Below are 23,453 nucleotides of genomic sequence, written 5' to 3'. Positions count from 1 at the left end.
CCTATTCTTTAAAATGTAACATTCAGGCCGATGCTGAACGACTTCATCATCGGGTAATTATATCCATCACCACTATTGCTGGAGGTCAAGTCCTTATCCGATTCACCGATATTCGATACATTGACATCCTTGGAATACTTGTAAAGCGGAGACCATGTAAAGAGATTTTCCCCGGAAAGGTAAATTCCCACATTTGTCAAATGCAATTTTTTAATCCATTCCGACGGTAAATTATAGCCAACCTGTATGTTCTTCAAGCGTAGATAGGCCGCATTCATCAAATAGCGCGTGTTAGCGTTCTTATGACCTCCATAGAAAGGCGCATAGTAACCAGCGTAACGAGGCAAGAATGCATCCGGGTTCTCAGGAGTCCAATAGTTTCCCACATGCCAAGAAGGCATCTGGTTATACGGGCGATTGTATTGCCCCCAGAACGTAGAGGCTTCATTAGACGGATACCAATCCTGCTTACCCACTCCTTGGAAGAAAGCACTCACCCAGATATTGTTCCAATCGGCAGAAAGCGTAAAGCTATAAATATAACGAGGCTCCTCGTTACCGATGATCTTACGGTCGCCCGGATCATCTACCGTATTCTGTCCACGATCAATATAACCGTTGCCATTTAAGTCTTCAAACTTAATATCACCCGGATACAACTTATAGGTTTTCGATGTTTGCATGAGCGGATTATAATAGGATTGTCCCGCAGCTTTCGCGGCAGCCTCAGCCGCATCGATACTGGCTTGGTCCTGCCACAAACCATTGGATACAAATCCCCAAATCTCACCGATACGCATCCCCTCATAATAATTCTTGTCGAGTGATTGATTCGCATACTCGCTCAATGACTTATTCGCATTATTAAACCTATCGATCACTGAATAGTAATCTGCCAATGTACCCTTGATGCTATAATTAAATCGCTTACCAGCTAAATCAAATCCATCTCTCCATTCCAAAGACAACTCATAGCCATAAGTAGACATATCCGCATAATTACCTTTCGGAGAAGAAGCACCGAACACATCCGGCACGGTCGGACCATTCACGATCATATCAGTTGTTTTACGGATATAATAATCTCCACTTACGGTCAAACGATTATCAAAGAATCCTAAATCCGCTCCTATATCATACGTCGTAGCGGTTTCCCACGTCAAGTTGCCGGGAAGAGCCGCCGGAGATGACATATAATTCTGCCGCAAACCGTCAAGAATATAATCAGACTTGCTGATACCCAATGTCTGGATATACTGATAATTACTCAATCCGGCCGCATTGCCCAAAGAGCCCCAAGAAAACCGGACCTTAGCGTTAGAGATATGTTCGGACTTAACATTCCACCAAGGTTCTTGCGAGATTCGCCAACCCACGGAAGCCGAGGGGAAGAAAGCCCAACGCTCATCACTCGGGAAGCGGGAGGAACCATCGTAACGTCCGTTTACCTCCAACAGATAACGATCATCAAAGGCATAATTCAAACGGAAGAAAGCGCCGCCAAACTGATAAGCCTTCCATTGTGAGGTAATACTCCGGTTATCAGTACCCATCACCAAATTCATGTTGTCCACGTCGTCCGTCAACAAGTCATCATTATAAGCATAGATGCGTTTGAAAGTAGATTTTTCGTAATTCCATCCAGCCATGGCCTTGAAATAATGTTTCTCGGCAAAAGTTTCCTCAAACTCTGCGAAAAGGTTCGTTGCTAGATAGTTCGTATGATCAGTTGTCTCTGCCAAATTGGAATAGGTACCCGTAATATGTTCGATCTGGCTTTCCCCATCTGCATCAACCGACCGTGCATACGGTGAACGTACTTGTTTCTTGGTCTTCTCTTGCGTCTTCTGTTGATACGTGAAATCACCATTCACACGCAAACGGTCACCCAAGAACTTAGCATTGAATGTCGTAGTATTCTTTAAGTTGGAGTTCTTTGTCGTAATACCGCTACGTCCATAAAGCAAATCGCCTACGGTATAGACGGCAGAATAAGTCATCGTACCATCAGGGTTGAACAGTGGCGATGACGGGTGTCCCTCGTCTGCGATATTTCTCCATACCACACCAGATCCTTCCGAATAGGTAATCGGATTGTAGTATTTATTATGGGAAAACTCAAAGTTATTGTTGATCTTCAACCAAGGAGTTAACTGATAACCTCCCTTGAAACGCATGTTATAGGTCTTGAACTTATCCGTTTGCTCATCGCTATCGAAAAGTCCATCGTAACTATAGAAACGTCCTGACAAATAATAATCAAACTTCCCGTCGGAACCCGAGATGGAAAGATTTTGATTCTGCGCAAAGACACTCTTCTTATACATCAGATCATAATAGTCGGTTCCTTCCGGATAATACACATAACGGCCTTTTGTACCGATAGAGCCATCAGAGATCACCGTCCCGAAATCGCCCGTCTCATGACGGCGCTTATACTCATCCAGCCAAGCCACGGAAAATTGCTGTGTCTTGTTGATACCGGAAGGATTCGCTTGATTGTAATTAAAATAAGCGTCATAAAAATGCTTTGCCCAAATATAACCATCGGAAACTACATCCGGCACATTCTGTGGTGATTGTAATGAATAGCTAGAAGACCATGTCACCTTCGGCTTACCTTCCGTAGCGTTCTTCGTCGTGATCAAAACCACGCCAAATGGAGCACGTGCGCCATAAATAGCGGAAGCGGCAGCATCCTTCAATACGGAAATACTCTCAATATCATTCGGATTTAACATAGAAGGGTCTCCTTCCACACCATCAATCAACACCAAAGCACTACCCCCATTGATAGAACCGGCGCCACGTACGTTAAAATCCGCCGTACGCCCCGGTTTACCATCAGACAAGGAAATATTCAAGTTCGGGACAACCCCTTCTAGCATCTGAGTAGCGTTAGCCGTAGGACGCCCCTCGAATACATCACTAGTCACTTGCTCTACCGCACCGGTCAAATTCACTTTTTTCTGGGAACCATAACCCACCACGACTACCTCATCCAGCTTCTGCGTGTCCTCATGAATAGATATAACCAAATTATCTTTATTGCCTACCGGAACATCTTGAGCCACATAACCAATATAAGAAACCTGAAGTATCGCATTCGGAGTTACCTCAATAGAGAAATGGCCATCTATATCCGTGATGGTACCATTGGTAGATCCTTTCACGACCACATTCGCCCCGATGATTGGTTCCCCTTTCGGGTCTGTAATCGTACCGGTAACTTTCTTATTACCTTGTTGCTGAACAGTTTTTACCGATGATAAAACGATCTGATGACCCGATTTCAATACATAAGCCACATTCGCTTGCTTTGCTATCGCATCCATTACAGCATTAATATCCGCATCTTCCACGTCAACAGAGATCGGAGAATTCAGACCTTTGATCCCATCATTATAGAAAAAACGATATTCAGTCGTTTCCTCTAATTCTTTAATAACCTCCCGCATCGGTCTATCCTTTACCGACAACGATATCTGGGCGGCAATCGCAACTCCGGAAAAGCCCGACAATAACTGGGCATACAAAAGTGTCCGGAAAAAAGAGTGCTTGAAATTACTCATTTTTAAAAGTTTTTTAATAATACATAGATTTTAAACAGGTAACTTTACAAGCAAATCATTTACATATTCTATCTTATTTATAACCGGCTAGTTATTTCCTTGAAGATATTATATACAAGTGATTTTGCTTAAGAGGAAGAAGGGCCTTGCCTTTCTTCTTTTTTTACTACAATCATCTAGCTCATCTCATAGGCTTCTTCTTTATTAGGTTAACACTCAACTTTCTATTTCTCATTTAAATAAATAGTATCACCTACCGACACATACGTAATCGGAGCCGTAAGGCTTATTATTTCAAATACATTATCCAGACTATTATTCCGGATCACCCCCGAGAAACTGTAGCCTTTAATCTTATTGGACAAAAAACGAACTTCAACATTATACATTCGATTCAACAATACCGCGATCTCCTCCAACGACTCGCCAGAGAAGGCCAGTTCATTCGTACGCCAAAGACGGGCATAAGAAGCATTTGTCGGGTGATTAACAGATAATATATGACTAGACTTATTAAAAACCGCACTCTCATCCGGAGACAGAATCACAAACTCTTTTCCAACCACTGTTCGTACACTGCCTTCAAACAAGGTCGTAACCACCTCGTCATCTTCCTCATACGCCTTCACATTAAAAGCTGTGCCTAGCGCCTCGACTTCCATATCCCCCGCATTTACCAAGAAACGGCGCAATGTATCTTTCGAAACTTCAAAATAAGCCTCACCAGATAAAGAAACTGATCTTTCTTTCACGCCATAATCACTCTTATAATTAAGTTTAGTATGCGAATTTAACCATACTTTCGTCCCATCAGGCAGAACCACGCTAGCACGTTGCCCATTATCTGCTGACACCACATAATCCAATGGATCGGATAATGGAACCTGTCTCATATAATACCAATGTGAACCAATTCCAAGGCTTATACATACGAATGCCACCGCCGCATAAGAAAGCCACTTCCATAAGGTATGCGGTTTCTTCTTTATCTCCAAAGTTTTCTTCTCTTGTCTTATCCGCTTTTTAATCTCACAGAACATCTGTCCTTGTAGCTTAGGAGGAAGCTTTTTCCCGGAAGATTCTTCCCATCTAGACATATAAAAAGCCATGATCTCTTCCTTATGATCGGAATCGCTAAACCACGCCAAAAGAGTTCGCTCTTCTTCCGGTGAAGTCTTACCACTCATAAAGCGATCCAATAATTCGATATGTGTATACGTTTTTCTCATCGTGTAATAAGTATATCCCGAAGAAGAGCTTTACCCTTACACAAAAAAATCGAGAGATCCATGATTTAACACAAATTAATATCATACTTATTTTCCGCCTTCATAAGTAAACGGTCGATGTTCCTTTCCGCATGTACGGTTACGAAAAGGATTTTCAATAGAGTAAATGTTTTTCACTACCAAACCGACATAACCTTTGACTGATCAAAACAATACAGATGATAATCATCATCCCAGCCCAAGGCTATTAGTTCTTTATCATCGTTTGTCACGCAAATATTGAATAGTCTTATATCCGTAATCAATCGACAAATACATTTTCCACTCCAATCATATACATACGTATATCCGATAAAACTATCTACCCCTACAAACCACAAGATATTTAATGCTTATTAACTATAAAAAGAGTGTTATAAGGCAAAGAAAGCCATCAGAAGAAAGTCGATCTCGCAAAAAACGCAAAGCCCTACTCAACTGTGTCTCCACAGTCTTTTCAGAGATAGAGAGGCGTTCCGCTATTTCTTTATAGGATAAATGCTCATGACGGCTCAAACGAAATATCTCCCGACGGGACAACGGCAATTCTTCTATCAAGCTATTAATATATTCCCGTAAAGACTCCGCATCAATTCGCTCTTCCATAAGCGAATCAACATCTGATAGCTGTCGTTGTAGGCTTTCCGTCAGTTTCTCGGAGAGTAGCCGATTCTCTGTCTCTTTATAAACTAAGTTACGGGCGATGGTGAATAGATAGGCGTCAAAGTTTTGCTCCACATCTATCGTCTCATGCTTCTCCCAAATCTTAAGAAAAACGTTTTGGGTCAAGTCCTCTGCCATAGATTTTTCATATAGTAATGAGTAAATAAAATGATATACATGCTCATTATATTTCCAGAATAGAGTCTCAAAAGCCTTTTCATCTCCATTCTTCAGATCTATAAGCAAATGTCCATCCACTTTCATATTACATATATATTACATATCCACGCCATACAAATCTTATCTCCTTTCTGCATATTTGCAGTTTTCATATACATGAGTTCTGATGAAACTATGTCGGTTAGTGTAGATGATATGAATGATAAGATAAAGATAATCAGCGGATAACTAAATAGTAAAATTACCGATGGCAGTGGAGAACTAAAGAAAAAACGAACTAGATGGTTGTTATTTAGATATTTATATTATAAACAAGACATGGTCTCATCAGAACCAAGTACAAGGTTACTAATAAATATCCAAATATAAACAAGCATCATTACATATCGCAAATATACAAAAAAATGTAAATACAGTATGAGTATCCTTGAAATCTAGTTAAATTCTACTTGAGGACAAAGAATGTCCTCACTAATTATCCGCTTCGCAAATGATATATTGATAAAGGTCGGAATGTCCGGTTTTATCGATTATCTTATGCTTTTCGAGTTGGAATTTCAGTTGGGCCAAACCAAGAGCGCCAAAGCCGGGAAGGTCTAATAAAGAGTCGAGTCCGTTTTTGAGGGCGTAACGTAGAATATCTTCTATGGTTTCTATTTTCAAGGTTGTAAGGCATTTACGGATATAGGGCGCTAAGGTGAGACGGGTAATGGGTTGGCATATCCGTTTCGCGGCATTTAAGGGAACGGGGATAAGTGATCGGGGAGATTCGATACATAGACCGTTTTGGAGCGCCTTTTTATATAATCTTCTCAATTCGTATTCCATGTTCCTGTTCTCTATCCACAGACGTTCTATCTCAAGGTCTTGGTTCGTGATTGTTTTCTTGTATTCGGTCAGGAAGCCCATGTTTTCTTGCAAGCGGAGCGATATGACCTTATATCGGCGACAGATTCCGTCGTAGGATATACCACAACGTTTGGCTACGTCTTCTATCTTGGCTCCGGAAGTTATTTCCGTAAAGATAAGTCGGTCTTTCTTGTCGTGTATGAATGTTGATAGTTCGGCGATAATGAGTTTAAGTAGGGGAGAGATGTTTTTAAGGGATCGCAGGCAGAAAAGGTAATCATCGAATTGGGAGATGATCTCGTTTATCTCTTCTTCCTTGTCTTGGATGATAAGTTGCAGGTATAGCTTTTGTATTCCCATACGCTCGATATGGGAAATGAATTCACGCAAATTGGTCAGATCGACTAGGCGAACACCTTGCTTCACGACGTAAGATGTTATTTTTTTAGATATCGCCCATTGCTGGATTTCTTGAGATGGAAAGCCGGTGATACGAGCTGCTTCTTCAATAGTAATAAACTCAGGCATAACTATTTGATTAAAGTAAAACTTATACTATTTATCTTTAAAAAGGGCGTTATTTGGCGTTATATTGAAGAGCTGGCCTTTCATTATAAAATAAAGAAAGGGCGATTGGCTGAACATTACGTGACAAAGGTTCCGCTAAGACCCACATTTGAGTAAAGTCAGCCGCACGCCCCCTTTATCTATATACAGTAATCTTATCCATACTTTAACAGCATAGATAACACGTATATTCGGTAAAGGGTTGCGGGGCCTTCTTTGTGCTTCTCAAATGTTGAAAAATTTAGCGGATTTTATCACATCGCACAAATATCACACGCAACACATATAGGCTTCTAACTTAAAAGCCTTTTATTGTCGCAAATATACGTATTAAAAATATTTTAGCCTATAATAATCCATACGTTTTCTATTTTATCATTGTTTTACTACCAACAAAGAAAGAATAAGTAGATAAAAACCTACGCTTTTACCTTTTGCTTTTCTGTCTTAATTACTAGCTAGGCAAATATATGATATATTCTTTAATTATAATTGATTATTAAGGAAAAAATCAAGATGGCAATCCATCAAACAGTACGAAGACTACTACCCTAAAGTTTATGGAATGACCTTACAAAACACTTTTATAGCGCAAAAAAGATTAGGTACATTGCCAAATGGCTTTTTTAGGTAGAAAGTTACCAGTTAACTAACATTTCAAAGTAAGTTAGCTTCAACGGCAAAGTAAGTTAACTTCATTGGCAAAGTAAGCTAACTTAAATGACCAAGTAAGTTAACTTCATAAATCCGGGTTGAAATCCGCAAACGACATACAACACGCGTCTACACTCCCAACACTATATAACCGCTATGGATATTTGAAGTATTGATAATAGGCGGTTTACTTCTGTTATCCGTAACTCCAACCTTATCAGTCAACAAGCCTTTCATTAAAAGATAAGCACATCATGATGGCACGACTGTGCCATCCTAGTGGCACACCATTGCCATAAGGAAAGCACAACTATGCCACGCTGATGGCACTGACGTGCCACGATATGGAAAATGATTGGCACTGCGGAAGTCTGTTAACTAGATAGTTAAGGATGGATAAATAATTATTCCCCTAACTTATCAAGCAACTCATACGACGGAACGAAGAAAAGAGTTCCCGTTATCGGCGTGCTGAAGTCCAGCAGACGATCCGTATTGCCTACGGGATCACCGACGAACATATTCTCCAGCATTCGTCGGGTGGTGCTGAACGTGCTGGCATAGGCGATAAAATAGGTACCGTACTCACCTTTGGAAGTATGGGCGAATGGCATGTTAGCACGGACTATTTTCAGATCGTCTCCGATGTTCGTCACGGCGTTATGAGCGTTCTTCGGTTTTTCCTCATCTGATAGCTCAACATCGTTGAATTTACGGCGACCGATGACTTTCTCTTGCTCTTCCACTGGAAGCGCATTCCATGCCACCATATCATGAATGTATTTTTGCACAAATACATAACTTCCGCCCATAAACTCGGGGTCCTCATCGCCTATTACCGCGAAACGATAGGGGTCTTCATCCACGGCAGGATTCTCCGTACCGTCCACGAAACCGATAATCGCCTTACCGTCTCTATACCGAAAACCGTGGGTCTCATCGATCGATTCCACGACACCTCGCAGTTTCTGGTCTATAATGGAGGCGAACTCAAAGCACAGTCCCATCTGCTTACAGCGGATGTGGAATAGTAAATCCCCGGGGGTAGAAACAGCCGTAAGCTTAACTCCTTTGATCTCTTCAAACGGTTGCAATTCTTTGGGGTTTCCTTGCTCCGGAAAGAAGCGTTTCCAAGCATCCGCCCCGAATCCTATCGTACAACTGAATTGCATATCAGGATAGCGATTGCGCATACTACGTATCAAAGCGGAGAAATTAGCGCACACGTCCTTTACCTTATCAATCGTGTCGGGGAGATCTTTTAGAGCATAGACAATGAAAACCGCATTCTCGCCCGGTTTTTGGGTAACATCTTGCGGATAGTTAGCGTTCAATGGATTTTGTAGAGAGTTCATAGCACATCTTTAATTATATTGTTATTATATGGATATAACTCTATAGATGCGCTCTTGTTCAAGGAAATGTAACGAAAAATGTCCTAGCGGTTATTTTTCAATATCTATTTGTAGAGACGGGGCACGCCCCGTCTCTACAACTGGGTAGTTATTTCACGTCGATGCTGATCTTCTGCTTGATATCTGAGGTGGAGGCTCCTAGTTGGAGGATGAACTCGCCGGGTTCTACGACGAATTGGCTTTGTGCCTCACTATAGAAAGCTAAAGAGGATACGGGGATGTCCAAGGTGATTCGCCGACTCTCACCGGGTTTAAGGAATACCTTCTTGAAGCCTTTTAACTCCTTGACCGGACGCATCACGGAGCAAACCGGATCGCTTACATACAATTGGGCCACCTCAGCTCCTTCACGGTCTCCAGTATTGGTTAGGGTGAAAGTCGCTTGGATCGTGTCCGCTTGATCATACGTCTTTTTATCCGTATTCAGATTGGAATAGTTGAATGTCGTATAGGATAAGCCGTAACCGAACGGATAAACGACCGGAAGCCCCTTCGTATCGAACCAGCGGTAACCTACCAAGATATCTTCCTCATAATTCACTTTCAGATCCCTGCCGGGGAAGTTGCCCAACGCATGCGCCGGAGATTGATCCAAGCTCACGGGAGTGGTGAACGGCATCTTTCCGCTCGGATTCACCTTGCCGGATAATACGTCTACCAAGGCATTTCCTCCTTCCATACCGTTGAACCAAGCCCAAACGATAGCCGGGGAACAAATATCCACGGCGGCCATATTCAACGGCGATCCGGCGATCATGACCACGATCGTACGAGGATTCGCCTTTACCACCTCTTGAATCAACTCAACCTGCCCGTATGGGATATCCATATTCAGACGGTCGAACGACTCGGTATCATAATCATGGTTCAAACCACAAACCAAAAGGGCCACGTCACTCGTACGGGCAACCTCTACCGCCTCTTTCAATAACGCGTCGCTTTCCTGTGTCTTGGAAGAGAAAGTACCAGAGCTTTGCCCATTATTGCTTCCCTCCACGAAAGTAGATAGCTTCTCATAACCTTGGGCAAAACGGATATCCACCTTATCGCCCCATTTCGCACGAAGCGCCTCTAATGGAGTTACCTCGTAAACCGCCTTGATCTCGGAACTCAAGCCACCATTGGAATGTTTGCGGGTAGCGTTATCGCCAATTACCGCCAGACTCTTGATCGAGGAGAAATCCAACGGGAGAAGATTATTCTGGTTCTTCAATAAGACAATGGCTTCGGCAGCCGCGTCGTAAGTGGCTTGCTGATGCTCTTTCGTATTCATGGAGCCCGGGCCGAAACGCTTTTTCGGGTCCAAGACATTCGTCTTGATCATCACACGTAAGACATCGCCCACCTTCTCGTCCACCAAGCTCATAGGAATCTTACCAGACTTAACAGCCTCGATCAAGGGGTTGGCATAATACCAATCCTCATATTTATCGATCAGCGTGCCCATCTCCAGATCCAAGCCTGCCTCCATAGAAGGAATCGTGCTATGGGCGGCTCCCCAGTCGGTTACATATACGCCATCGAATCCCCATTCATTCCGAAGGATCTTGCAAACCAAGTAGTTATTCTCCGCGCAGAACTCCCCACGGAATTTATTATAAGCGGCCATTACCGTCAAGGCGCCTCCCTCCTGTACGGCCGCCTTGAAAGCGGGTAAATAAATCTCACGCAAGGCACGCTCGCTACATTCCACATCGACAGTCGTACGGTTTGTCTCTTGGTTATTCACGGCGAAATGCTTTACGCTACAAGCTACGTCACGGCTCTGCAAGCCTTTGATATAAGCGACCGCCAATACGGAGTTCATATAAGGGTCCTCGCTCATATACTCGAAGTTACGGCCACAAAGCGGGGAGCGAATGATATTCACGCCCGGGCCCAACAATACGTCCTTCTTACGCCAACGAGCCTCCTCGCCCAGCACCTCGCCCCGGCGATAAGCCAACTCCGGGTTCCAAGCGGCGGCGAAAGCCGTGCCGGTCGGGAAATAAGAGGCGGAATCATTTGTCCAACCCGCATACGCCCAATCGTGGCGATTGATCTCCGCACGTACCCCGTGAGGCCCGTCGCTCAAGCTCCACTCGGGAATCCCCAGACGCTCTACTCCGGCAACATAGAATTTTGAGTTACCATGCAACAACCCGACCTTTTCCTCCAAGGTCATCTTCTTAATCAGTTTCTCGATACGTTTCTCCATTTGTACCTTCTCTTTATCCGTGACCTGCGAGCTCGCGGCAGCCGCGTTCAAGAATAGCCCGCAAGCGATCACGCCTATTATCTTTTTCATTTCCTCTTTATTTATAGGTTTATTATTGCGCTTGAATCGTTACCGTCGCCTCGGGTAAGTCCTCGGCTATGGCTTTTAAGTGGATGTCGCCTTGTCCGCCCTTGTTCCGGATCACGACCAAGGCTTTTCCGTAGTAGGCTTGCCGTTTCGGTTTACGGAGGCTGTTCGGATCGTTCGGATCTCCGTTATCCGTTCCGGCGATCTCACCCGGGCCCTCCACGAAGAAACGGATCAATGGAGTAGCGTCGGGAACCCGGTTACCATCGATATCGCATACATCTACGGTTACAAACGATAGGTCCGAGCCATCCGCTTGGATGACGCTACGATCCGGTGTCAAGACCAAACGGGCCGGCTCTCCTGCCGTATGGATCTCTTTCACCAAGACCTCCTTACCCCCTAAGCGGGAGACGGCTCTCAAGGTTCCGGGCGTGAAAGGCACACGCCAAGAGACATGATAGGTACTGTCCGTTTTTTGTTGTACGCCTAGGCTCTTTCCATTTAGGTATAGTTCTACCTCATCGGCATTGTTATAATAGGCCCAGATATCCACCGGTTCGCCTACCTTCCAGTTCCAATGCGGGAAAATGTGCAATACGGGTTCATCCGTCCACTCGCTTTTATACATATAATATACATCTTTCGGGAAACCCGCCAGATCCACGATACCGAAGAAGCTGCTCCGGCTGGGCCACCAATAGGGGGTAGGCTCTCCCAAGTAATCGAAACCCGTCCAGACGAACAGGCCGGATACATGCGGAAGCGTCTTCACCAGATGCCAAGTCTTCTCGTGCGTAGAGCCCCAAGGTACATGGCAATTATCATAAGAGGAGCAAACATGCTCGGGAGCCTCGAAAGGCTTGTCCCACGATTCCGGACGGATATAAATATGATCGGACGGCATCTCATAATAGCCACGGGTCATCAAGGCCGAGGTAGATTCGCTCACGATCAGTTTCTTTCCGGGGAAATTCCGGAGAAACGGCTCGAAATATCGCTCATGGTAGTTGAAGCCCAGCACGTCCAAGGCATCCGAGCGAAACAGATGATTCGCTGGGTTTACCTCGTTACAGCCGGCGGTAACGACCCGGGAGGTATCCAGACGTTTCACGATACCCGCCAAATGACGGGTGATCAAGGATTGACGGCTAAGGGTCGTATCCTTCAGCAAAGCGGGATCGATGGCATGGCCGGCATTCAAGATCAGGTTCGCCGCTTGCAGATCCAGCTCGGTAGCGTCGGCATGGCTCCATTGCTCAAGCACCTCATTGCCTATACTCCACATGAAAACAGAGGCGTGATTCCGGTCACGCAAGATCTCGTCCGTCAAATCCCGCTCGTGCCACTCCGCGAAATACCGGGCGTAATCGTACGGGGACTTACGGCGTTCCCACATATCGAAAGACTCATCCTGTACCAGAAGCCCCATACGATCGCAAAGATCCAGCAACTCGGGTGCCGGGGCGTTATGGCTGGTACGGATCGCGTTCGCTCCCATCTCCTTCATGATCCGCAGCTGGCGCTCGATAGCCCGTGTATTCACGGCGGCACCCAGACAGCCTAAGTCATGATGCAGGCAAACCCCTTTTATCTTCAAAGGCTTATCATTCAAATAAAAGCCGGTAGCGGAATCCCAACGGAACGTACGCAATCCGAATACCGTCTCATAACGGTCTACCACCTTGCCGGCCACTTTCACTTCCGTGACGGCCGTGTAGAGCGAGGGAGAATCGGGACTCCAAAGCTTGGGATTTGGGATCGAGAACTGATGATCGACAGATGCCTCCCGCATACGGGTGTCGTAACAGGGCGTATACGGTACCCGTAACAGAGTTGTTACGGATGCCGTAACAACTTTATTACGGTCATCGTAAATAGAGGTAGAGACTTCGGCCTCCCTATCCGCCTCCGAGCTATTCCTTATTCTCACCTCCAAGGCGAATGTGGCCTCCTCCGATGAGATCTTCATATCATGCACGAAAGTGCCCCAGTTGTCCACATGCACCGGATTCACCTTTACTAACCATACGTTACGGTAGATACCGGAGCCGGAATACCAGCGGGAGTTCGGTTGCTCGCTATTATCCGCCTTCACGGCGATCACGTTCGGTTGGCTTCCATACCTCAAATAAGGCGTCAAGTCATAACGAAACGATACATAACCATTCGGGCGGAATCCCAGCGAATGACCATTGATCCAGACCTCGCTATTCCGGTAGACCCCGTCGAAATCCACATAGATAACCTTATCCCGATCCGTCTCCGGCAGGGTAAATGTCTTTCGGTACCAACCAATCCCGCCCGGTAGCGCACCGCCACCCGGGGTAGACGGGTTGTCGAGGGAGAAATCCCCCTCGATACTCCAATCATGCGGTAAGGATAAGATACGCCAAGTGGAATCATCGCTGTCCGGGGATGAATAATCCTGAACGCTATCCGACAAGGCAAACTTCCAATCGTCATTCCATGAGCTACGTTCACGCACCTGCTCCCCAGCGGGGGAACAGGCGGTGAGCAATAGGCCCAGAAGCCACGCAAGTGGCCGATTCATCAGTGGTATCATTAGTGATTATATAGTTTAATTGATACTACCCAGTTGTAGAGACGGGGCGTGCCCCGTCTCTGCACAGACTGATGGGTATTATTTAAAGTTACCATTTAGAGGGGTTGAGACGGGGCGTGCCCCATCTCTACAACTAGAGGTTTACCTTGGTAAGATATTGTCACGTCCTTGCCAGAGGGATTCTCCGGCGTGATGAGACGTACCGTGATCTGACGCTCGCGGATCATGCCCGGATAGTCGCCCTCCCGTGCGCCGATCGTGAGCGTTCGCCTCGCATCATCATAAACAAACGGGATAGTAGCGTAATTTCCTTTCTCGTAATCGTAGGTCACGCCATTATCCTCATATAAGGTGAAGGAGCCGTCGGCACCGGCGTAAACAGAGACGGTTAAGTCTTTCTGCTCCTCTTTCGTAGACTGGATTACCTTTCCGGTCGGTACGATAGAGCCGGCTCTCACGAACAAAGGCATACGCTCGTAAGGAGCATCTACGTCCATCGCCGTCCCGCCTTGTATACACTTGCCGCTATAGAAGTCGTACCAGACACCAGAGGGGAAATATACCTTGCGCTCACGGGCCTTATACTTATGCACCGGGCATGCCATAAAGGCCGGACCAAACATAAACTGATCGTCTATATCGTAAGTCTTCTCATCGTTCGAATAATCCATCACCATGGCACGCATGATCGTATAATCCTCAAAATGCGTCTTGGAGGCCAAGCTATAGATATACGGCATCAATTGATAACGCAACTCGGTATAATACTTCATCGATTGGTACGTAGGCGATCCTTCCGGAGCGATATTATAGATCTCGCGGCAAGGATATTGCCCGTGGCTACGGAACAACGGACAGAAAGCTCCGAACTGATACCAACGGTTGTTCAACTCCCTCCATTCCCTCAAATCCTCGCTACCTTCCTTAGCAGCCATATAACGGTTCTCCACGCTGAAGCCACCGATATCCATCGTCCAGTAAGGGATACCGGACATGGCGAAGTTCAAGCCGGCGCTGATCTGCGCTTTCATATCCTCCCAGCGAGTACCGATATCACCACTCCATGTAGCGGTAGAGTAACGTTGCTGGCCGGCGAAACCGGAACGGGTCAACAAGAATACACGGTCATCCGGGTTTACGCTACGTTGTCCGTCGTAGATCGCCTCGGCGTTCTCCAAGGCATACGCGTTGAAGTATTTCGTGGACGGGCCCAGATAAGTCGGTCCGCAAAGCGCCTTCCGGTATTCGATGTCCGTATTATCCTGTACGTTCGGCTCGGAAGCGTCCATCCACCAAGCGTCAATGCCCAAGGAATACAGATGCTCGTTCATCTGTTCCCAGAAAAGCTTGCGGGCTTCCGGGTTGTACGCATCATAGAAAGAACCGATATAACCCGGATAAATCCAGTCGCGGATACTATCCTTAATCGCCTGCTGATACATGGCACCCAGCGCGTCCAACTCTTTATAATGCTCTGTCGTATAATAAAACTTCGGCCATACGGAGATCATGATACGGGCATCCTTATCGTGGATTTCCCGAATCATGCCTTTCGGGTCCGGGAAGCGTTCCTTATCAAACTCATGGCTGCCCCACGCATCTACCGGCCAATAGCTCCAGTCCTGTACGATCACATCCAAGGGAACCTGCCGCCGGCGGTATTCGTTCAAGGCGGTCAATAGCTCCTCTTGCGTCTTATAACGCTCACGGCTCAACCAGAATCCCATCGCCCATTTCGGCATGATCTGGCTCTTGCCCGTAACCGTGCGGTAACCGCTGATCACCTTATCCATGGAAGACTCTCCGTTGATGAAGTAGTAATCGATATCATCCCCCATTTCCGACCAGAAAGCCAACCGCTCCCGCTCCTCCTCCGGTAGCGGAGATAATACCTTCAAGCCGATATAAGAGACATCGCCATCCGGCAACCATTCGATACGGATCGGATAGCGTTTGCCCTTTTCCAGATCGGCCGTAGCCTTGTAATCATTCGGGTTCCATGCCGCACGCCAACGTTCCGGGATGATCTCCTCGTTATTCACAAATACCTTGGTATAACCGGCGTAATGTAGTTTGAAATGATAAGTACCCGTCTCTTTCGCCTCGATCTCGCCCTCCCAAGTAGCGGAAGCGCTCGGCTTCGGGAAGTCTGCCGGCAGGTTCTTGATGGTTTTCAGATTCTCATAATCTACCTTATCTTCATCCCGCTGGATTAAAACGGAATTCTTCGCCTTATCCGTATAGTAGGTAGCGGTCAACGCCCCTGCCCTCCCGTCTTTTCCGTATAGGCCAAAGACATCGCCCAAATCGGCGTATGGACGCTTGTCGCCGAAACGGCTCAAGGAATAGTTATGCCAAAGTACACCATACCCTTTTGAGGAAACGATAAACGGCACGCTCACCTTCGTGTTATATTGGAAAAGCTCCTCGTTCTTGCCTTTGTAGTTGAACTCATCGCTCTGATGCTGTCCTAGGCCGTAAAGCCCTTCCTCGTCCTCACTCTCAAATACCTGACGTAAGGTATAGCCTTTGGTTCCTTCCACCTCGATCGGCGTAAATTCCTTGCCTCCGTTTGTCTTCTCACGAAGGATCGTGTGTCCGTTGGCGTCGGTAAAGCGAACCTCTCCGGTCTCCCGTGAAAGACGGGCCTGTGTGGTTTGCGTACTTACGATGATCGTATCCCCCGAGGTCGTTATCTGAAACGATGGGGCGGGCAACGATTTCGTGTCCTTGATCAAGTTCACTTGGTTGGAAAACTTACCATCCGGAGAGGCGATTACCCGGATAATATCATCAGAGATTACTTCCAATTTAACAGCCTTCGCCTGTCCGGAACGGATATCGGCGACCAAGCCATTCTCGACCTTCCGGTAAGCGGAATCAGTCATGCAGGAAGTCAGCAGGGAAAGCCCTAACGTGAATACCGCGATGTGTTGTTTCATATTCTATAGATTCTTTAATTATTTCCGATCAGCAATGAGTCCGAACAGGTTTTTCCATACAAGAAAAATGGTTCTTCATTCGTTGGCAAAATTAAAGGGTTCGCGGCGGACAGGAAGCCATAAATGTTTTGGGTTACGGGGAGAACCGTAAAAAGGTAGGGGAAGAATGTTTATTTTAAGGGGATATTTTGTTATATCCCGTAATTACGTGGCATTTATTTAGAAAAAGTTTATTTATGATAGTCAGAGGGAAGCCTTCCGAACTCATCCTTAAAATACTTCCGGAATAGCTTCACATCATTGAAACCGCACTCCAGCGCGACCTCGTTGACCCGCATCTGGCTCTTCTCCAATAACTGCGCCGCACGCTTCAAGCGCACCGTACGGATCAACTCCACCGGAGTCTTACCCGTGATGGAAAGGCATTTCTTGTAGAAGTTCACACGACTCATGCCCATCTCCCGGCTCAACCGTTCTACGGACAACTCCGGATTGGCGATCTGCTCCTCGATATAGCCGATGGCCTTACGCATCAACTCCTCATCCATGGAGCTAGCTTGTACCTCCGTCAAGGCGATGCCCATGGTAGAGGACTGCATAAAGGCCTTTTGCATCTTCTTCTTCATCTCGATCAAATGCCGCACCTTCAAGAGAAGCATCTCCATATTGAATGGCTTGCTGATATAATCATCCGCACCGGCTTCCAGACCGACCAGTTGGCTATCTTTTGCGGACTTAGCCGTCAACAGGATCACCGGGATGTGGGAAGTCCGAATGTCTCCCTTGATCCGGCGGCATAAAGTAATACCGTCGGTGATAGGCATCATCACGTCGCTGATCACCATATCCGGCAGCTCCTCCGGAATGAGTTTCCACGCATCTTCTCCATCCGCCGCCGTGAGTACCGAATAAACGCCACTCAAGCTTAACTTCATAAATTCCCGGAAATCCGTGTTATCATCTACGACCAGCAACGTAGGTCTTTCCGCCGGAGACGCATCCTTATCAGCGATCTCCGGATGCTCCTCAACCGGAGGCAAGATATCCCCTTCGGCAATTCCTTCCGGAGCCGAGATAATATCTTGGTTGTCCAAGGGGATCACCGGCAGCGTAACCGTAAACGTACTACCCGCTCCCGGCTCGCTTTTCACGGTTATCGTCCCATGATGCATCCGCACGAATTCCCGGCATAGGTGCAGGCCGATACCCGTACCTACCACGGGATTTCCCTTATCCGGGGAAGCCACCTGATAAAAGCGATCGAAGATAGCTCCTTGTTTATCCGCAGGAATACCGATACCGCTATCCGACACCTCGATAACCAGTTTGTTCTCTCCCTCCTTCTCCAACCGCAATCTAAGCGTCACCGAGATAGTACCTCCCTCCGGCGTAAACTTAAAAGCGTTACTCAGTAGATTAGAGACGATCTTGAAGACCTTATCCGTGTCAAACTTCATCGGGAGAGACGTGAAGACCGAGGAAAAAGAGAAATGAATCCGCTTTTGCTCCGAAAGCTCCTTGAAGGAATAAGCCACGTCACGCACAAACGGGACAATATCGCCGGTAGACAAGACCAAGCTATCCCCTTGCATATCGATCTTGCGGAAATCCAATAACTGGTTCACCAATTTAAGCAACCGGTCGGCGTTCCGATAGATCAACTTCAATATTTGCTGGGATTCCATGTCTTTCTCCGTTTTCATCAACTTCTCCAAAGGAGTCATGATCAATGTTAGCGGCGTACGGAACTCATGGCTTACGTTCGTAAAGAAACGAAGCTTCATCTCGTCCACCTCATGCTGCTGACGCACAGTAGCCCGTTCTTGCTCCTCCTCCAACTTCTTTTGCTGGATACGGAAAATAAAACGTATCACGCCATACGCCAATAATATACCAGCTATGATATACAACGCTATTGCCCATCCGGTAGCCCAGAACGGAGGCAGGATCGTGATCTGCAAGCTCGTGATCTCCTTGCTCCAAATCCGGTCGTTATTCATCGCCTTTACCTTGAAAGTGTAAGTTCCCGGGTTCAAGTTCGTATAGGTAATACGACGTTCCAAGGCGCTTACGGTAGTCCATTCCGAGTCGAAGCCCTCCATCTTAAAAGCATATTTATTCTTCAAAGGAAGGAAATAACAACAAGAAGAGATGGTAAAGGAGAAATTACGTTCCGTATAATTCAGTTTCAATTGCTTGGTACAGGTGATATCTTTATCCAAAATCACATGCCCGTCATACGCCTCTCTCGCCGTTATCGGGACATTATTCACCATAAGTCCGGTTATCACCGCCGGTGGAGCATAGCTATTATAACGTATCCGGGCAGGATCAACGAAGGTAAGACCGTTTGTCCCACCAAACGCCAACTCACCCGTTTCCAGCCCACAAGCGCTATTCACATTAAACACACGTCCTTGAACGCCCTCATTCTCATCATAGCTATTCCAATCGAACGTATAATTATTATCCGTATCCCGATTCGGAACGATATTCAATAAGCCGTTCTTCGTCCCCACCCAAACCGTATGATATTTATCCTCCAAGATAGACATGATGCTGTTATCCGGTAATCCGGAAGAATGGTTCAACCGATACATCTTATCATTCAACCTATCATATATATGTAGCCCATGATTACTCCCGATCCATACCCATTGGCGGCTATCACAAAATACGACATTGATGATTTGATCCTCAAACACGGAACGTCCATCCTTCGTGCCGTTAAAAGAAGTAACAGCCCCCGTCTCCGGGTTGATCCAGTTCACTCCTAAAGAAGTTCCAACGACAATATTCCCCTTCTCATCCCCGGAAAGGCTATATACGATATCCGAGTTAATCGCATTCTCCTTATCCCCCATGCGATAATACGTCCATTTCCCGGTAGATTGATCCAAGCAATCCAGGCCGCCTTCCAACGTACCGATCCACAAACGATTCTTGGCATCGACATACAAACTATACACGCTATTATTGGATAAGCCGTCCTTACTGCCCGGGATATCCCGATAATGCTTGAAACGTTTCCCGTCAAAACCGGTCAACCCCTCCATATAAGTACCCAGCCATAACTTGCCATCCAAATCTTTCGCCATACTAATCACGACATCGCCGGAGATAGCGTTCTCGCTTTCCCGTCCCGCCCGGTAGCGGACATACTCCCCGGTTTCCCGATCGTAACGTAATAGGCCGTTTCCGCTAGTACCGATCCACAGATCCCCTTCTTTATCTTCTACGATACAATTAAAGTCATTGTTAAAGATATCCCGCATCAACTCCAAAGGGTACCGGATAGTCTGGAATTTAAAAATGCTCTCATGATAATAGTTGATGCCGTTTTTATAAGTGCCGGCCCACATAATCCCCGTATCATCCCGATACAAGCAGATCACGCTATTCTGGCTCAAACTCGTTTGGTTAAACGGGTTATTTCGTATATAACGCATCCGGTTCAGACGTTTATCCAAGATATTGATACCGCCATGATCGGTAGCGATCCAGATATTACCGTTCATATCCTCCGCCACGTCACGCACCATTATAGAGGATAAAGCGACCGAGGTTTCGGTCGTATAATGTTTCCACTCCTTGCTTTTGGGATTTAGGCGAAAGAGACCTCTACTATATCCGGGATTTAAGAAAAACCACAGATCCCCGTCACTATCGGCGAACACATAGAATAACTGGGCATTCGCATATTGAGTCAGATACTCATCCCGATAGACAGATTCTCCGGATGCCTTATCGATCCCCTCTACCACTCCCGAGGTATGGACTACATATAGACGATCGCCCACGTCACTCATATCACAAACCCGACCATCCTCTTTATTTAGTGGATACGAATAAATCTTTCCCCTCGCTTGATCATAACGACAAAATTCATTCGTATAGGTAGCGAAATAGAGTTGTTTATCATTGTCGACGAATATCTTAGCGGGAGGATTCTCTAGACGTAAGCTATCTAATATTTCCTTCTCCGGAATAAAACGGTCATTACCGGGCTCATATACGCAAAGTTGGTTCGTATTATAGGTAATCCAAATACGCCCATCAGCGGTTTCTTGAAGTTCGGAGACATGCTCCTCCCTAAAAGGCAACCCGCTTTCCTTGTATTTATAATGCTTAAACTCATACCCATCAAAACGGTTTACCCCAGAAGTGGTACCCAACCACATAAACCCCTTCCGGTCTTTCAGGATACAAGTGATCTCATTGGAAGACAGACCGTCCTGTACTCCCAGACGGTTGAAAAGAATATCTTCCGCCGCAAGTCCGGATCCCAATATTCCCCAAGACAGGATCATTATGATACAGAGTAGAGTTTTCGTTTTCATACTTAGCAAATATAGATATTTCCCGAAAACGAACCAAACCAACCGGTATCTAATTCTGCTGCAATGCGGGTTGCAGTAAACATACACGTAAAGTATCCATATATAAGAACATGATTATTAAAAATTATCCCGTACATTTGTCTTTCGATTGGAATAGAAATGAATAAGGCGCAATGATTGTTGTAAGAGATTTTGACAGACTGAAAGGAAAGGAACTGGTGGCTACGATCGGATTTTTCGATGGTGTGCATCTAGGACACCGTTTCTTAATCGACGAGATGAAAGAGATTGCCAAAGCACGTAACCTGCCATCGGCCGTAATCACCTTCCCGGAACATCCCCGGGCCGTATTGCATGCGGATTACCAACCGAAGCTATTAAATTCTTTCGAGGAAAAGTTACAGCAATTAGAGACTACCGGAGTAGATTATTGCATCGTATTGGATTTTACGATCGAGCTATCCCGGCTCTCGGCCAAGGAATTCATTACCTCTATTTTAGCGAAGAGCCTGCATGTAAAGACCTTATTGATCGGATATGACCATCGTTTCGGGCACGATCGGACGGATGGCTTCGAGCAATATGTCGTTTATGGCACCGAATGTGGTATCGAGGTGCTGAAGGCATCTCCCTATGACGAAGGAAATACGGCCGTCAGCTCTTCCGAAATCCGGAAATTACTTCAAGCCGGAAATGTAGCTGAAGCCGCTTATTTACTGACCTATCCCTATCAATTGCTGGGCCATATCGTCAGCGGCTATAAAGTGGGACGCACGCTAGGATTTCCCACGGCGAATATACGGGTAGATGAACCTTTTAAAGTCATTCCGGGTATTGGCGTATATGCCGTATGGGTGGAGGTGGAAGGCGAACGATATAAGGGAATGCTTTATATCGGTGACCGTCCGACACTCAATAATGGGAAGGACATATCCATGGAGGTCAATATTCTGGATTTCTCCGGAGATATCTACAATGATAGCATTCGTGTCTCATTCGTTCAATACGTACGCGGAGACATCAAATTCGATTCCTTAGAAGAATTGAAAGCCCAACTGGAGAAAGACAGATGCACCGTAAATAATTTATTATAATATGGAAAGATATTACGAAGCGATTGATTTATTAAAAGGCATGATCTCCCGTCCGTCTTTCAGCCGGGACGAGACCGCCGTAGCGGATTTCCTGCAAGCAGAATGGCAAAAGGCCGGACAAAAGGTGTTCCGCAAAGGCAACAACCTGTGGATCATCGCCCCGGATTTCGATTTCGGTAAACCGACCCTTTTACTCAACTCCCATATAGACACCGTCAAGCCCGCTTCCGGTTGGACCAAAGACCCGTTCACTCCCGAAGAGACCGAGGATGATCAATTATATGGACTGGGCAGTAACGATGCCGGGGCGAGCGTAGTCTCCCTCTATGAAGCCTTCTGTATCTTAAGCGAGAAAGAACAACCTTATAATCTAATCTTCCTTGCGTCTTGTGAGGAAGAGGTATCCGGGAAGAATGGCATTGAAAGCGCATTGGCCGAGCTTCCTCCTATCTCCTTCGCTGTCGTAGGTGAACCTACGGGTATGCAACCCGCCGTAGCCGAGAAAGGGCTAATGGTACTGGATTGCACCGCTATCGGAAAGGCCGGACATGCCGCACGTAATGAGGGCATCAATGCCATCACTTTAGCGATGAAGGATATAGAATGGTTCAGCACCTATCAATTCCCGGAGAAAAGCGACTTCCTCGGACCGGTGAAAATGACTGTCACCATCATCCATGCCGGTACACAACACAATGTCGTTCCCGATAAATGCGAATTCACGGTAGATATCCGCACCAACGAATTTTATACGAACGAACAGTTATTCGAGCTAATCAAGGAAAAGGTTCATTGCGAGATCAAGGCCCGCAGCTTCCGCCTTAGCTCCACCCGCACGGATCTGGATCATCCTTTTGTGCGACGGGCGATCTTAATGGGAAAAGAGCCTTTCGGCTCTCCTACGCTTAGCGACCAAGCCTTGATGCGTTTCCCCTCCGTAAAGATAGGGCCGGGAAACTCGGCACGTTCCCATTCCGCAGACGAATACATCAAGGGACCGGAGATCCGGGAAGCGATCGATACCTATGTAAGGTTACTGAATGGATTACAACTATAGCT

At 46.2% G+C, this 23,453-nt stretch carries 11 protein-coding genes; 2 read left to right on the top strand and 9 right to left on the bottom strand.

All coding sequences use genetic code 11. The features are described 5' to 3' along the window. Positions 1 to 8: 8 nt before the first annotated feature. From CI960_RS21755 to CI960_RS21705, 9 genes are all read right to left on the bottom strand, one after another. On the bottom strand, positions 9 to 3,572 hold the full coding sequence (locus CI960_RS21755; RefSeq protein ID WP_005860198.1) for a TonB-dependent receptor: 3,564 nt from the start codon (positions 3,570 to 3,572) through the stop codon (positions 9 to 11). Positions 3,573 to 3,796: 224 nt separating this feature from the next. Further along, positions 3,797 to 4,801: a FecR family protein gene (locus tag CI960_RS21750; protein WP_011967150.1), complete on the bottom strand. Its 1,005-nt coding sequence runs from the start codon at positions 4,799 to 4,801 to the stop codon at positions 3,797 to 3,799. A gap of 399 nt (positions 4,802 to 5,200) precedes the next feature. After that, positions 5,201 to 5,767: an RNA polymerase sigma factor gene (locus CI960_RS21740; RefSeq protein WP_005860201.1), complete on the bottom strand. Its 567-nt coding sequence runs from the start codon at positions 5,765 to 5,767 to the stop codon at positions 5,201 to 5,203. Between the two features lie 387 nt (positions 5,768 to 6,154). Then, positions 6,155 to 7,060 (bottom strand): hypothetical protein, encoded by a 906-nt coding sequence (locus tag CI960_RS21735; protein WP_005860203.1) that lies wholly within the window; start codon positions 7,058 to 7,060, stop codon positions 6,155 to 6,157. Positions 7,061 to 8,157: 1,097 nt separating this feature from the next. Continuing rightward, positions 8,158 to 9,108 carry a Dyp-type peroxidase gene (locus tag CI960_RS21725; protein WP_005860205.1) on the bottom strand — a complete coding sequence of 317 codons (951 nt, stop codon included), beginning with the start codon at positions 9,106 to 9,108 and terminating at the stop codon, positions 8,158 to 8,160. A 148-nt stretch (positions 9,109 to 9,256) separates the two neighbouring features. Next, on the bottom strand, positions 9,257 to 11,455 hold the full coding sequence (locus CI960_RS21720) for a glycoside hydrolase family 3 C-terminal domain-containing protein (RefSeq protein ID WP_005860207.1): 2,199 nt from the start codon (positions 11,453 to 11,455) through the stop codon (positions 9,257 to 9,259). A gap of 22 nt (positions 11,456 to 11,477) precedes the next feature. Continuing rightward, a complete protein-coding gene (locus tag CI960_RS21715) occupies positions 11,478 to 14,006 on the bottom strand; it encodes a sugar-binding domain-containing protein (protein WP_094582570.1) in 2,529 nt (842 codons plus the stop codon). A gap of 107 nt (positions 14,007 to 14,113) precedes the next feature. Then, positions 14,114 to 16,960: a TIM-barrel domain-containing protein gene (locus CI960_RS21710; RefSeq protein ID WP_005860210.1), complete on the bottom strand. Its 2,847-nt coding sequence runs from the start codon at positions 16,958 to 16,960 to the stop codon at positions 14,114 to 14,116. Positions 16,961 to 17,190: 230 nt separating this feature from the next. Next, the gene (locus CI960_RS21705; RefSeq protein WP_005860212.1) at positions 17,191 to 21,270 is read right to left on the bottom strand and encodes a two-component regulator propeller domain-containing protein; all 4,080 of its coding nucleotides are present in this window, start codon (positions 21,268 to 21,270) and stop codon (positions 17,191 to 17,193) included. Positions 21,271 to 21,473: 203 nt separating this feature from the next. Here CI960_RS21705 and ribF point away from each other — a divergent pair, with 203 nt between their 5' ends. After that, positions 21,474 to 22,394 (top strand): riboflavin biosynthesis protein RibF, encoded by a 921-nt coding sequence (gene ribF, locus CI960_RS21700; RefSeq protein WP_005860214.1) that lies wholly within the window; start codon positions 21,474 to 21,476, stop codon positions 22,392 to 22,394. A gap of 1 nt (position 22,395) precedes the next feature. Beyond that, positions 22,396 to 23,451, top strand: coding sequence for a M20 family metallo-hydrolase (locus tag CI960_RS21695; protein ID WP_005860216.1), 1,056 nt, complete (start codon positions 22,396 to 22,398; stop codon positions 23,449 to 23,451). Positions 23,452 to 23,453 lie beyond the last annotated feature (2 nt).

Origin of the sequence: Parabacteroides sp. CT06, assembly GCF_002257605.1 — a bacterium.
Classification (GTDB): domain Bacteria; phylum Bacteroidota; class Bacteroidia; order Bacteroidales; family Tannerellaceae; genus Parabacteroides; species Parabacteroides distasonis.
Note: the sequence above shows the minus strand (reverse complement) of the source record. Positions and strands in the feature narration are given on the sequence as shown.

Coding starts and splice junctions, on each gene's coding strand:
- CI960_RS21755 (WP_005860198.1), bottom strand. CDS start 3,572: ATGAGTAATTTCAAGCACTCTTTTTTCCGGACACTTTTGTATGCCCAG.
- CI960_RS21750 (WP_011967150.1), bottom strand. CDS start 4,801: ATGAGAAAAACGTATACACATATCGAATTATTGGATCGCTTTATGAGT.
- CI960_RS21740 (WP_005860201.1), bottom strand. CDS start 5,767: ATGAAAGTGGATGGACATTTGCTTATAGATCTGAAGAATGGAGATGAA.
- CI960_RS21735 (WP_005860203.1), bottom strand. CDS start 7,060: ATGCCTGAGTTTATTACTATTGAAGAAGCAGCTCGTATCACCGGCTTT.
- CI960_RS21725 (WP_005860205.1), bottom strand. CDS start 9,108: ATGAACTCTCTACAAAATCCATTGAACGCTAACTATCCGCAAGATGTT.
- CI960_RS21720 (WP_005860207.1), bottom strand. CDS start 11,455: ATGAAAAAGATAATAGGCGTGATCGCTTGCGGGCTATTCTTGAACGCG.
- CI960_RS21715 (WP_094582570.1), bottom strand. CDS start 14,006: ATGAATCGGCCACTTGCGTGGCTTCTGGGCCTATTGCTCACCGCCTGT.
- CI960_RS21710 (WP_005860210.1), bottom strand. CDS start 16,960: ATGAAACAACACATCGCGGTATTCACGTTAGGGCTTTCCCTGCTGACT.
- CI960_RS21705 (WP_005860212.1), bottom strand. CDS start 21,270: ATGATCCTGTCTTGGGGAATATTGGGATCCGGACTTGCGGCGGAAGAT.
- ribF (WP_005860214.1), top strand. CDS start 21,474: ATGATTGTTGTAAGAGATTTTGACAGACTGAAAGGAAAGGAACTGGTG.
- CI960_RS21695 (WP_005860216.1), top strand. CDS start 22,396: ATGGAAAGATATTACGAAGCGATTGATTTATTAAAAGGCATGATCTCC.